Annotated in this window: 11 protein-coding genes and 4 tRNA genes; all 15 read right to left on the bottom strand. The window is 36.1% G+C overall.

The genetic code is table 11. From position 1 onward, the window contains the following. Nucleotides 1–17: 17 nt before the first annotated feature. The 15 genes from AC1Q8L_RS19485 to AC1Q8L_RS19415 all read right to left on the bottom strand — a co-directional run bounded on the left by AC1Q8L_RS19485 (nucleotide 18) and on the right by AC1Q8L_RS19415 (nucleotide 13,830). Nucleotides 18–1,193 (bottom strand): S1C family serine protease, encoded by a 1,176-nt coding sequence (locus AC1Q8L_RS19485; RefSeq protein ID WP_000008031.1) that lies wholly within the window; start codon nucleotides 1,191–1,193, stop codon nucleotides 18–20. Between the two features lie 63 nt (nucleotides 1,194–1,256). Continuing rightward, nucleotides 1,257–2,051 (bottom strand): MBL fold metallo-hydrolase, encoded by a 795-nt coding sequence (locus AC1Q8L_RS19480; protein WP_000522837.1) that lies wholly within the window; start codon nucleotides 2,049–2,051, stop codon nucleotides 1,257–1,259. Beyond that, nucleotides 2,035–2,877 (bottom strand): two-component system regulatory protein YycI, encoded by an 843-nt coding sequence (locus tag AC1Q8L_RS19475; protein WP_000383720.1) that lies wholly within the window; start codon nucleotides 2,875–2,877, stop codon nucleotides 2,035–2,037. Before AC1Q8L_RS19475 ends, AC1Q8L_RS19480 begins: the two co-directional genes overlap by 17 nt. Further along, nucleotides 2,858–4,174 (bottom strand): YycH family regulatory protein, encoded by a 1,317-nt coding sequence (locus tag AC1Q8L_RS19470; protein ID WP_000061568.1) that lies wholly within the window; start codon nucleotides 4,172–4,174, stop codon nucleotides 2,858–2,860. The genes AC1Q8L_RS19475 and AC1Q8L_RS19470 overlap by 20 nt, the downstream gene beginning before the upstream one ends. After that, entirely contained in the window at nucleotides 4,171–6,012 is a 1,842-nt protein-coding gene (walK, locus tag AC1Q8L_RS19465; protein ID WP_000755367.1) for a cell wall metabolism sensor histidine kinase WalK, read from the bottom strand. Before walK ends, AC1Q8L_RS19470 begins: the two co-directional genes overlap by 4 nt. Nucleotides 6,013–6,015: 3 nt before the next feature. After that, on the bottom strand, nucleotides 6,016–6,723 hold the full coding sequence (gene walR, locus AC1Q8L_RS19460; protein ID WP_000971865.1) for a cell wall metabolism DNA-binding response regulator WalR: 708 nt from the start codon (nucleotides 6,721–6,723) through the stop codon (nucleotides 6,016–6,018). Between the two features lie 281 nt (nucleotides 6,724–7,004). Further along, nucleotides 7,005–7,077 (bottom strand) — tRNA-Phe (locus AC1Q8L_RS19455). Between the two features lie 41 nt (nucleotides 7,078–7,118). Then, nucleotides 7,119–7,194 (bottom strand) — tRNA-Asp (locus AC1Q8L_RS19450). A 22-nt stretch (nucleotides 7,195–7,216) separates the two neighbouring features. Further along, a tRNA-Glu gene (locus tag AC1Q8L_RS19445) sits at nucleotides 7,217–7,288 on the bottom strand. Nucleotides 7,289–7,301: 13 nt separating this feature from the next. Beyond that, a tRNA-Lys gene (locus AC1Q8L_RS19440) sits at nucleotides 7,302–7,377 on the bottom strand. Nucleotides 7,378–7,517: 140 nt separating this feature from the next. Next, nucleotides 7,518–8,807, bottom strand: a complete 1,290-nt coding sequence (locus AC1Q8L_RS19435) for an adenylosuccinate synthase (RefSeq protein ID WP_098311793.1) — start codon at nucleotides 8,805–8,807, stop codon at nucleotides 7,518–7,520. 215 nt (nucleotides 8,808–9,022) lie between these two features. Beyond that, the gene (gene dnaB / locus AC1Q8L_RS19430; protein ID WP_001286147.1) at nucleotides 9,023–10,372 is read right to left on the bottom strand and encodes a replicative DNA helicase; all 1,350 of its coding nucleotides are present in this window, start codon (nucleotides 10,370–10,372) and stop codon (nucleotides 9,023–9,025) included. A gap of 27 nt (nucleotides 10,373–10,399) precedes the next feature. Then, a complete protein-coding gene (rplI, locus tag AC1Q8L_RS19425; RefSeq protein ID WP_000864223.1) occupies nucleotides 10,400–10,846 on the bottom strand; it encodes a 50S ribosomal protein L9 in 447 nt (148 codons plus the stop codon). Continuing rightward, nucleotides 10,843–12,816: a DHH family phosphoesterase gene (locus AC1Q8L_RS19420; RefSeq protein ID WP_001113780.1), complete on the bottom strand. Its 1,974-nt coding sequence runs from the start codon at nucleotides 12,814–12,816 to the stop codon at nucleotides 10,843–10,845. The genes rplI and AC1Q8L_RS19420 overlap by 4 nt, the downstream gene beginning before the upstream one ends. 78 nt (nucleotides 12,817–12,894) lie before the next feature. Beyond that, entirely contained in the window at nucleotides 12,895–13,830 is a 936-nt protein-coding gene (locus AC1Q8L_RS19415; RefSeq protein WP_000814845.1) for a YybS family protein, read from the bottom strand. Nucleotides 13,831–13,865: the final 35 nt, after the last annotated feature.

Genomic DNA, 13,865 nt, shown 5'->3' with positions numbered 1-13,865 from the left:
GGTAGGCCCTCCTGTTTTTAATACTTTTGAATGCCTAATTTCACTGTTGTTGTTACTCTTTTTGTACCACGATAAAACGTAAGAGTCATTTTATCATTAATTTCCTTATCATATAAGGCCGTGCGGAATCCAATAATATCGCGAATCGGTTTTCCATCTACTGCCACAATAACATCATGTTCTCTTAAACCAGCATCCGCGCCTGGCGAAGGACTTTTCACATCCAAAATACAAACTCCTTCTGTTACAGTACCTGGTAAATGTAATGTTTTTGACCAATAATAGTTTGGAATTTCATTTAATGACCTAAGTTCAATCCCGACATACGGTCTTCTTACTTTTCCATACTTCTCAAGTTCATTCATAATCGGAACAGCCCTAGTCACCGGAATAGCAAGTCCGATTCCTTCTACTTCTTTTGCAGCAATTTTCATTGAATTAATACCAATTAATTGTCCTGCTGCATTTACAAGCGCACCGCCACTATTCCCTGGGTTAATCGCCGCATCTGTTTGTAACACTTCTACTTGCCAATCATAATGTCCATCTTGATCTAAATCTACAGGGACAATACGTTCATTAGCTGAAATAATACCTTGCGTAACAGTTCCAGAGAATTGCAGTCCAAGTGGATTTCCAATCGCAATAACTGGCTCTCCTCTACGAACAGTATTAGAATCGCCAATTTCAATTATTTTTTTCACATGCTTTGCATCTATTTCTAATACAGCTAAATCTGTGACTACATCGGTTCCTAATACTTTTCCAGGAACCTTCTTACCGTCACTTAGACTTACTTCAATACGATTCGCTCCAGCTACAACATGATTATTCGTTACAATATAAGCTTGACCATCTGTCTTTTTATAAATTACTCCTGATCCTGTACCAGCCTCTGAATCTGCCTCTGAAAAGTTATCTCGTTGAATGTTAATAACACCCACAACAGCTTCAGATGCACGATCAACAGCATCTACAAAGCTAATCTGTTTAATTCCTTGAGCTTCGGCCATATTACTTCCGCTTGCTTCAGCTTGCGGAAGCGTATCAGCAGAATTTGAAAATAAAGGAGCTCCAAACGCAAATAAAGAAGCTCCTACAATTGTTCCCGCTATACTAGAAAGAACTATACCTTTATGCTTCTTTTTTCCTGCACGTTTCATACGATAATTTTCTTCATCAATAAAGGACATATTTGTTCACCCATCTTCCTGAAAACAACTATATTCACCTTTATTGTTTACTAAAATGAAGAATTATACGTATTGAATTTTTGTAGGCATTTTTGGATCTGTATCGTGAATTTCAAAGGATTCACCCACTCCAAATCCTTTTTCCTCTAGTACTTGTGATACTGACATACGCGCTAGTTCTTTCATGTTATTATCTAAGCTTAAATGGGCTAAATAAATATGCTTTGTCTCATCTGTAATTACATCTGCCATCGCTAATGCAGCATCCTCATTACAAACATGCCCAACGTCGCTTAAAATACGTCGTTTAATGCTCCATGGGTAACGTCCCATACGAAGCATTTCCACATCATGATTACTTTCAAACACGAAAGCATTAGCTCCCTTAATAACGCCCTTCATACGGTCGCTTACGTATCCCGTATCTGTAATAAGCGCTAATTTCCTATTATTGTTATGGAAAGCATAAAACATCGGTTCTGCCGCATCATGAGAAACTCCAAATGATTCGACTTCAATATCACCAAATGTTTTCACATCCCCAACTGAGAAAATGAATTTTTGCTCAGTTGGGATATTTCCTATTAAATGTTCCATTGCATTCCATGTTTTCTCATTCGCATAAACGGGTAAATCATATTTTCGCGCCAATACACCTAACCCTTTAATATGATCACTATGCTCATGTGTTACAAGAATACCTGATACATCATTTATATTCAGTTCTGCTTGTTTAAATAAAGCCTCTGTCGCTTTACCACTTAAACCTGCATCGACTAGTAATTTTTTTTCATCGGTTCCTACGTATAGCATATTTCCTGTACTTCCACTTGCAAGTACGCTAAAATGCAACCCCATTATTTCTCACTCCAGTATGTTCATCAACCACTTGATTTTCCTTTTCCCCTAATTCCATAACTTGTCCTTCAATTGCATTCACAAAGAAGTCCTGCTTTTGCTCCGTTTTTAAATTCCATGTTGGAGCAAGTACTTGGTTATTAGAAGTAGATGCGGTAAGAGTGGCATAACCAATTTGCGCTTCTTTAACATGTGTATTTCCATGAATTTTATTTTTTAAATACAAATTTTCTAAAGCTGTTTGAGCCGTAATAATTTCTTGCTCTTTCGTTTTTTCACCTTCGCCCATTTCTTTTAAATCAGTTAGCATTGTCTGCGTATATGAAACAAGTTCATTTTTTTCATTTAATTCCACAACAATCATCGCCTGATTATTATAGAAAATAGGCTTATCTTTATATTTTTGGAAGAAATAAATTTTAGAGTCTTTCACCGCTCCAAATTCATACTTTTGTCCATCCAATACATAGTTCTTCAAAAATTCATTATACTTATCTTTTGATAATGATTTCGTATTTAAAAAAGGCTCTTTTAGCTTACTTTCTATCGTGTACATATTTTGTATATGCGCCGTTTGATTTTTCAAAGACTGTATATCATCTTCTTTAAAGGCTTTATTTTCCGCTCTAATAAATGACTCTTTCTTCGGTTCCTTAGGGATATTCCCTATAGTAATTTTATTTGCTTTTAATTCTTGATCTATCTTTGTTTCTGCAATAAGCTCCAATTGATTACTATCTTGCTTTTGAATGAATTGAAAAATGAGAAAGAGGTCCAAAACAAAAAAGGTCACAATAAATATGGTTTTAATTCGATCCCAATCCATTTAGTCCTCCCTCACTCCACTCATAGATTTGCTGTTTACCCGTTTCACCTTCAACAAGCTTTACATACCAAATTGGTTGTAGTCGAACTACTTGCCCATCTAGTGATAACTTGTATCCAATACCAATATCCTTAATTACTTGTTTCTTTATCTCTGGATTATTTTCTAGGGATGCTATTACAACATGCCCTGACGGAAGAGTAACTTTCTGTTCTATGCCTTTAGTATTTAAAGACAGCAACGGTCTTTCATATTCCATTACTTCTTCTGATCCCCATTTTTGTCTCAATTCAGCTAATCCATCTGTATTGAATACGGAATATCCATCTTCATGTAAGCGAAATACTGTCTCTCCTTTATTCATATAGTCCAAACGATATGAATCCAAACTTCCACTGTGACCACTTACAAATTCAAAGCTTTTTTGTAACAGCATTAAATTATCTATCGTTTTCTCAGTTAAGACAGAAGAGTTTTTATACTTTAGCATGTGACGATCGTTTTCAATTTCCATGGATCTAATACCATCTGTAAATGTTTCTTTCGATATCTCAGTAATCGGACTTAAATAACGAGGATCACTAAACAGAGCATTCTTAAACGTATCAACTGCTAAATTAGATGAAATATATGTTATATTGTTTAACTCTGTCGTGCCATCTGGTAAAAATAACTTTTTCATATCATTGATTTGATAATCAAAATAGGGCTTTGCTGATACTATAAATTGATTTTGAGCATTTACAATATCTTTTAAATACACACCACTTAATTTTGCCTCATATATTTTAAAGTTATCACCATCAGAAACAAAGTTAATTTTAATTTCTTGATCCTTACTCCTAGAAGGATCAAGGAGAATACGATTAAAATGTTTAGGCTTATCTGTACTTTTCTCTTTCATGTTAAACATAGATTTAACTGCATCAAATGGGATATCAGTAGGGAAAACAAGTTCAATTTTCCCTTCACCATGCACATAGGATAGGAAATCATCCTTAGTGATTGATATCTCTCTAAACTCATGTAGTTCCCCTACTTCCAAAGGCTTATAGATTGATTCTATATCTGCCTCTCTTCTGCTCCCATAATGATTTTTATCTTTATGCACGATGATAGAAGTAGGACGGACAACATCGGAAATTTTAGTTTGATTCGTTCCTTCATTGCCCTGTACAAATTTTGCGTTTTGCATGGATGTAGAATCTGGCACATACGTCCATAGGTTAAAAGTAAGAAACAGGCTAATTACAACTAGGTTAATTAAAACTATTGTTTTAAAGTTTTCCATACTCATTCCCAATCGTCCTCTTCATCTGCTGCCATTGGTAACGTGAAATAAATAGTTGTCCCTTTTCCTTCTTCACTCTTCGCCCAAATAGAGCCACCATGTGCCTCGATCATTTCTTTTGCAATTGCTAATCCAAGTCCCGTACCACCCATTTGTCTTGAACGAGCTTTATCTACGCGATAAAAACGTTCAAAGATTTTATCAACGTTTTCTTTTGGAATACCCATTCCTTGGTCACTTACGCTAATTTCTAATAAATCACCGCGATCACGTAAGCGATATGTTACTGTTCCACCTTCTGGTGAATACTTTAATGCGTTAGAAATAATGTTATACAGCACTTGAGTAATTTTGTCAGTATCCATATCAATAAACCTAGACTTCTTAGAGAAAGATCGTTTGAAACTTACATTTTGTTCTTTAGACATTTCAAAGCGATCAATAATATTATTAAAGAAATCAGTAAAGTCGACCCATTCTTTCATTAAACGGTGCTCTGTACTATCAAGTTTAGATAGCTGTAACAACGCATTTACAAGTCTAATCATTCTTTCTGTTTCTTCTTGTGTAACCGTTAAAAATTGTGGTGCAATATTCGGATCCTGCCATGCTCCATCTGTAAGTGCCTCTAAATAACTGCGCATTGTCGTTAATGGCGTCCTTAATTCATGAGAGACATTCGCCACAAACTCACGGCGTTCCCTTTCTATACGCTCCTGCTCTGTTACATCATATAATACGGCAATTAAACCATTTGCCTTCCCTGTTTCTTTTTGAATAACAGAGAAACTAGCACGTAAAATATATGGTTCATTTCTCGTACTAAAATCTAATAAAACAGAATCTGGCTCTTCATATAAATGATCGAGCGTAAATTCTTCCTGTATCCCTAATACCTCTAAAACAGATTGATCGAGCGCTGTTTCACGAGAAACATTTAACATTTTTTCCGCAGGGTCATTTAGTAAAATAATATCCCCTTTTCGGTCAGTAGCAATTACTCCATCTGTCATATGAGATAAAACAGATGATAGTTTACGCCTTTCACTTTCTGTAGAAGAACGAGCTTGTTGTAATTTTTTTGATAAATTATTGAAGGATAATGCCAGTTGTCCAATTTCATCATGGCTATGCACCTTTACTTTTCTCGAATAATTTCCTTTTGCCATTTCGATTGCTTGTCTCCGCATATCTGAAATTGGTCTTGTAATTGTTTGAGCCAATAAAATCCCAAGTACGGCCGTTACTAATAAGGCAATTACTGTTCCCGTAGCAAAAATTTGATTTATATCCTTCATTTGTTTATATACATCTTCCATAGATGCAACGATGTATATAACACCAAGCGCATCCTTGCCATTATCATCTAGAATCGGAGTAAGCATAACTTGAACACGATGGCCTGTACTACCATCCTTCTCAATTTTCACTTCTGGCTTTTTTTGCACCAACACTCGCTGAACAGCTATATCAGTTGATGTTCTATTCACCTTATTCTGCTTTGATTCATCTGAAATAGCCAGTAACTTTCTATGCGAATCAAATACACTTACCTCTTGTATAACTTTTTTTTGATCAGAGGCAAACTTTCGAATAGAAGTTTTAATCGTTTCATCTGTTGACTCTGTTTCTGCTTTTGTATAACTTTTTTTAAATTCTTGTTTCAAGTTATATGATAATAAGTTTGTTTGCTGCGTTAAAGAATCCCTAAAACCTTGTACTAGGCTCTTCTCTAATTCCCTTACAAAATATACCCCAATAACTTGCATCGCTATTAATATTAATAGCATATATATAAGCACAAATTTTAAATGAATAGATTGAAAAAAACCAACTTTCTTCATATACTATTCCTGCTCTGGGTCACGCAAGTAATACCCTACTCCACGTCTAGTTACAATTAAAGTAGGATGGCTTGGATTATCTTCAATTTTTTCACGCAAACGACGTACTGTTACGTCTACTGTGCGCACATCTCCAAAATAGTCATAACCCCAAACTGTTTGTAATAAATGTTCGCGTGTCATAACTTGTCCTAAGTGTTTCGCTAAATAATGTAGCAACTCAAATTCACGATGTGTAAGCTCGATATTTTCCTCGCGCTTCGTTACACTATATGCATTTGGATTAATAACAATTGGTCCAATAACCATTTCTGTATTTTCTTCTTTTTCTGCAGCACCACCTTGTTGGTGACGGCGTAAATTCGCCTTCACACGAGCAAGTAATTCTCTCGTGCTAAATGGCTTCGTTACATAATCATCTGCCCCAAGCTCAAGCCCTAATACTTTATCAATCTCAGAGTCCTTTGCTGTAAGCATAATAATCGGCATTTCTGAACTTTTACGTATTTCACGACAAACCTCTAAGCCATCTTTACCTGGTAGCATAATATCTAATAAAACCATATCTGGTTGTTCTTCATTAGCTTTTTCAATTGCTTCATCACCATCATGCGCCATTACTATTTCAAAACCTTCTTTTTCTAGGTTAAACTTCAAAATATCTGCAATCGGCTTTTCATCATCAACTACTAAAATTTTCTTTCCCATCATCGTCTATTTCCTCCTTATAAAAATATGGTCAATAATCCCTAAACATATTGATGTTTACATAGTATGTCCTATATGACCGCATCCTTTGTTTAAGTATTTTCTCCTCTATTCTCATAGACTCATGTATGATCCACTTTTACACGGAATCCTATACGATCTATAGAAAAACCTCTAGCTTCAACTGCTAGAGGCTCCTCGTTCTATTTTAAAATAACTACTCAGTTTTGTAAAATTACATAAATAAAAAGGATATTAAGTGGGCCCACTTAATATCCTGAGAGTGGCTCGGGACGGAATCGAACCGCCGACACGAGGATTTTCAGTCCTCTGCTCTACCGACTGAGCTACCGAGCCAAAACTATATATAAAACCACTAATGGTGGTATAAACAAAAGTGGCGGTCCCGACCGGGGTCGAACCGGCGATCTCCTGCGTGACAGGCAGGCATGTTAACCACTACACCACGGGACCAAAAATAAGCATAAAAAAAACATGACCCGTACGGGATTCGAACCCGTGTTACCGCCGTGAAAGGGCGGTGTCTTAACCACTTGACCAACGGGCCACGAAAAATAAAATGGTGAGCCATGAAGGATTCGAACCTTCGACCCTCTGATTAAAAGTCAGATGCTCTACCAACTGAGCTAATGGCTCATACTCACCAACGTCATATTTTCGTGACGACAAGATGTATCATAACATGTATTCTGTATTCTTCGCAATACTTTTTTTCATTTTTTTATAAAAGATAAGAAAAAACTCATGCGGACATGAGTTTTTTCTTAAAATATCAATTAAGCTTCGTATACATTACGAACAATATTCGTTTGGTTACGATCTGGTCCAACTGAGAACATAGATAATTGAATTCCTGTTAACTCAGAAACACGTTCTACGTATTTTCGTGCATTTTCAGGAAGCTCGTCTAATGATTTTACACCAGTAATATCTTCTGTCCAACCTGGAAGCTCTTCATATACAGGCTCACATTTCGCTAAAATGTTTAAGTTTGCTGGAACTTCATCGATAACTTCGCCATTGTATTTGTAAGCAACACAAATTTTAAGAGTTGGAATATCTGTTAAAACGTCGATAGAATTTAATGATAGATCCGTTAAACCACTAACACGACGCGCATGTCTTACAACAACGCTATCGAACCAACCTACGCGGCGCGGACGACCAGTTGTTGTTCCGTACTCACGACCAACTTCACGAATTTGATGACCAATTTCATCATTAAGTTCAGTAGGGAATGGACCGTCACCAACACGGCTTGTATATGCTTTACATACACCTACAACGCGAGTAACTTTCGCAGGACCAACTCCAGTTCCAACTGTTACACCACCCGCAATCGGGTTAGAAGATGTAACGAATGGGTACGTACCTTGGTCAATATCAAGCATAACACCTTGTGCACCTTCAAATAATACACGGTGATTGTTATCTAGTGCATCATTTAATACAACAGATGTGTCGCATACATATTGTGCGATTTGTTGTCCATATTCGAAGTACTCTTCAAAGATTTCTTCTACACTGAAACCTTCTGTATCGTACATTTTTTCAAACAAACGATTTTTCTCTACTAAATTGCGCTCAAGCTTCTCTTTAAATGCTTCACGATCTAAAAGATCAGCCATACGGATACCAATACGAGCAGCTTTATCCATATATGCAGGACCGATACCTTTTTTCGTTGTACCGATTTTGTTATCACCTTTACTAGCCTCTTCTAACTCATCTTGTTTTAAGTGATAAGGTAAAATAACGTGTGCACGGTTACTTACACGTAAATTATCAGTACTTACACCACGGTCGTGTAAGTATTTTAACTCTTCAAGTAATGCTTTCGGATCTACTACTAAGCCATTTCCGATTACACAAATTTTCTCTTTATAGAAAATACCAGATGGAATTAAGTGTAACTTATATTTAACTCCGCCGAAAACAATTGTATGTCCCGCGTTATTTCCACCTTGATATCTTGCAACTACTTCCGCATGCTCAGAAAGAAAATCAGTGATTTTACCTTTTCCTTCGTCGCCCCATTGTGTTCCTACAACTACTACTGAAGACATTATTAAAGCACCTCCGCAATTTTCAAACGATCTATTCAAACAATATAATTGTACCAAAACCGAAAAAGAAGTCAACCAAAAAGCGAACATTTTTTTATTAAAAATCATTTTCGTTCGTAAGAATTATGTTTTCACCTTATGAAAGCCTTATCTTTACCCCATAAAAAAAGAAACACATCTTATTATAAGAAATGTGTTTCTTTTTTATACTGCCTTTATGCCCCATCCTCAAAGCGTCGTTCTAAGTTAACGAACTTATTGAACTCTTTGACGAATGCAAGTTCCACTGAACCTACTGGACCGTTACGTTGCTTTGCAATGATAATTTCAATTGTATTTTTATTTTCCGTTTCACGGTCATAGTAATCTTCACGATATAGGAAAGCTACAATATCAGCATCCTGCTCAATACTTCCAGATTCACGAATATCAGACATCATCGGGCGTTTATCCTGACGAGATTCTACACCACGAGATAACTGTGATAAGGCAATAACAGGCACTTGCAATTCACGTGCAATCCCTTTTAAAGTACGAGAAATCTCAGATACTTCCTGCTGACGGTTCTCACCTGATTTCCCACTTCCTTGAATAAGCTGTAAGTAGTCAATTAAAACCATTCCAAGACCTTGTTCTTGCTTTAGTCTACGACATTTTGCTCGAATCTCATTTACCTTAATTCCCGGTGTATCATCAATATATATACCGGCATTTGAAAGACTCCCCATCGCCATTGTTAATTTCGCCCAATCATCAGAAGTTAGTGACCCGGTACGAAGTCTTTGCGCATCGATATTTCCTTCTGCACAAAGCATACGCATAACAAGCTGATCGGAGCCCATCTCCAAACTAAAAATCGCTACATTTTCATCCGTTTTCGTCGCTACGTTTTGTGCGATGTTTAATGAAAATGCAGTTTTCCCTACTGACGGACGTGCTGCTACGATGATTAAATCATTTCGCTGGAAACCTGCCGTCATCTTATCTAATTCAGTAAATCCAGTTGGTATCCCAGTAACTTCACCTTTTTGATTATGCAAAAGTTCAATTTTATCATAAGCATCCACAAGAACATCTTTAATATTTTGAAATGCTTTTGCATTCGTTTGATGGGATACTTCTAATATTTTTTTCTCGGCCTCATTTAAAAGGCCGTCCACGTCATCTTCTCTCTCGTATCCATCCGACACTATATGAGTCGCTGTTCGAATTAAACGGCGTAAAAGTGCCTTTTCAGCAATGATACGTGCATAATATTCAACGTTAGCAGCTGTTGGAACAACTTCTGCTAACTCTGCTAGATAAGACACTCCACCAACTTCTTCTAGTAATCCTTGATCAGCCATCGCTGATGTCATTATTACTAAGTCGATCGGTTCTCCTTTATCAGATAATCCAAGCATGACCTCAAAAATCTTTTGATGTTTCGTTCGATAGAATGAATCAGGTACCAATAACTCCGATGCTGACGTTAACGCATCTTGATCAATTAATATGGCACCTAAAACCGCCTGCTCGGCCTCTATATTATGCGGAGGGGTACGATCAGCAAGTACATCACTCATACGCAATCCTCCTTGCTTAATTTATTTTTATTGTTCACTAACATGAACTTTTACTGTCGCTGTTACTTGCGGATGCAATTTCACTGTTACATTTGTGTAGCCTAATGCACGAATTGCATCATCCATTTCAAATTTACGTTTATCAAGTTTAATTTTATGTGATTTTTGCATCGCATCTACGATTTGTTTGCTCGTAATAGAACCGAATAAACGGCCACCTTCTCCAGATTTCGCCTTTAATTCTACAGTTAATTTCTCTAAAGTCTCTTTTAACTCTTTTGCATTTTCAAGCTCTGCTGCTGCATCTTTTTCTTCTTTACGCTTTTGAGCTTCTAAAGTTTTCATACTGCTATTTGTTGCTTCAGCAGCTAATCCTTGTTTTAGTAAGAAGTTATTTGCATAGCCATCCGGTACGTTTTTTATTTCTCCTTTTTTACCTTTACCTTTTACGTCTTTTAGAAAAATTACTTTCATGATTGTGTGCCTCCCTGTAAATAGTCATCAATAACAAATCGAAGCTTCTCCTCAGCTTCATCTACTGTAACATTTTTCATTTGTGTGGCTGCATTAGTCAAATGCCCGCCACCGCCTAAGTTTTCCATAATTAGCTGCACATTCACTTCACCTAAAGACCTGCTGCTAATTCCAATGAGATTCTCACCACGTTTCGCAACAACAAATGATGCAATAATCCCTGTCATCGTTAATAACGTGTCTGCCGATTGCGCAATAAGCACTTGATCGTAGTAATCATCACTATCAACTTTAGCAATCGCAATTCCATTTTTATAAATGTACGCATTTTTTATAGCTTTTGCAACCCGTAAATACTGATCCATATCTTCCTTTAAAAGTTCTTGTACAAGCACAGTATCTGCACCATGTGAGCGTAAATAAGAAGCAGCATCAAATGTACGAGCCCCTGTCCGGAATGTGAAACTTTTCGTGTCGACAATAATACCTGCTAACAATGCCGTCGCTTCTAGCATTGTCATCTTTAAATTTTTAGGTTGATACTCAAGTAATTCTGTAACCAATTCTGCCGTTGAAGAAGCATATGGTTCCATATAAACTAGCAATGGGTCTTCAATAAAATCTTCCCCACGACGATGATGATCAATAACTACTACATTTTCAATTTTATGTAACAGTTTTTGCTCCATCACCATAGAAGGTTTATGCGTATCAACAACAACAAGTAACGACTCATCATTTGCAAATTCCATCGCTTGCTCTGGAGTAATAAAATGAGACCATAACTCCTCATTTTGTTTCACTTTGTCCATCAAGCGTTTAATTCCCTTATCAGAATCATTTTCATCTAATACAATATATCCTTTACGCTCGTTTAATTGAGCCACTTTTAAAATACCAATCGCAGCACCAATTGCGTCCATATCAGGAGCCCTATGTCCCATGACAATGACATTACTACTTTCTAATACTAAATCCTTTAACGCATGCGAAATGACCCTAGCACGTACACGGGTACGCTTTTCAACCGGATTTGTCTTACCTCCATAGAACTTAACTTTACCTGTCGCTTGTTTAATAGCTACTTGGTCTCCCCCGCGCCCAAGCGCAAGGTCTAAACCAGATTGAGCCATTGCCCCAAGCTCTGACAAAGGTAAATCACCTGATCCGACACCTACACTTAATGTAAGTGGTATATTCCTTTTAGATGTTTCTTCACGCACCTGATCTAAAATACTAAATTTCCCTTTCTCCATCTGCGTCAGAATACTTTCATTTAGCACAACGAAGAATCTTTCTGAAGATGCACGTTTTAAATACGCACCATACTTAAGTGCCCATTCATTTAGTCGCGATGTCACAAGACTTGTTATATTCGTACGTAATTGATCATCTAATCCTTGTGTAACTTCATCATAATTATCCAAATAAATTACAGCTAAAACAGTGCGTTGATCCTCATACATCTTTTCGATTTCCGTTTGTTCCGTTACATCAAAGAAATAAATTAACTTTTCTTCTTTCCTTACAAAAACACGAAACTTTCGATTATTTAAAGAGACTATATCATCAGAAGTTTCTCCTTTAATGAAAAGAAGTAATGTTTCTGATACATCGTAAAGGTGCCATCCAGCTAACGCATGCTGTCCCAGGCATGAAGATAAATAAGGATTTGCCCAATCAATCCCGTAATCCTTATTGTATAACAAAATACCAATCGGCATTTGGTTAAATGCTTCATTACTGACTTTCTTTACCCTCGTAATCATATCTGTCGTATGCTTTTCGAAATTCCTTTGAAAATTAAGTTCAAATCGTATAACGATAAAGAACACGATACAAAAAATGATAAAAGCAGCTATCCCCATAATTAAATGAAAATAACAGAGAATTGAAATGAGCACAAACACAAAAAATGCCAATACATAAACAGGATATAAAAACCACTGTTTCTTATCAAATTCAGGCATGTATACAACTCCTATAAAGTAAAACTAACTCACCTTCCAGTTAGTTAAACAGATTAAAATAGTATAAGGAATATTATTTTATTCCCCTATTTTAGAACGCAACGAAATCCCTAAGTCAATTATACCTAAGATTGTCACAAGAGGAAACAGCATCGGAATAAACATGCATACAATAAAACTAATAATAGGAACCCCTTTTGTAAAACCTTTTCTATACGCTAAAAAGGAAATGAATGTCAGCCCTTGCAGTACAAGCAATAGTGCAAATATGACATATAGGTTAGAAAATACCATATGTAAATATGATGTTGGATCTACTTTTATAAAAGTTGCTAACAAAATAAATATAACGTAATACCAAACAATACTCTTTGGTAATTGTAGATCTTTAAATTTAGGCCAATGTATAATGTCGTGTTTTAACTTTTTCAAAACACTACCTGATATTATCACTGTAATCCAAGAAAAACATACTGAAACTAGAACAAGTATACTTGGAAATAACAATTGTAATATATCATTCATTTGTGTAAGTAACTCTTTTTGTTCCTTACTAATCGGCATACCTATAGCACTTACTATCTTTTCACTTTGCACCATACTTTCACTAAACATACTTTGCATCTGCTTCATTATATCTATGTTGAAAAACTTTATACTCGCAACATAAATAAGTACAAAACCAATTAAGTATGCAAGCGTCCCTGCTATTAAGATTTCCACTGGCTTTTTTCTTGTTTTATACGTATACCCTAAAACAATCCCTATCAATCCAAACATAATTGTCTTCACTAAATTCATAGGTTGACTCACAATAACAGTAACAAAAAGTGCCACTACAAAAATCACAAGCACATTAGATAGTTTATATCTTATCGTTAATAGTATAAATGGTAACGGCAACGCAAAAGTTACAACAGTACCTAAAATTGGAACATACATAGATATAAGCAATAAAATTGCATATATAGCTAATAACGCTGCGCCTTCTGTAATAAACTTTGTTTGTTTCACATTTTAACCTCTCTTTCAAAAAAGAAAAGCATAGC

The organism is Bacillus sp. GW823-FHT06A11, from assembly GCF_058795355.1.
Note: the sequence above shows the minus strand (reverse complement) of the source record. Positions and strands in the feature narration are given on the sequence as shown.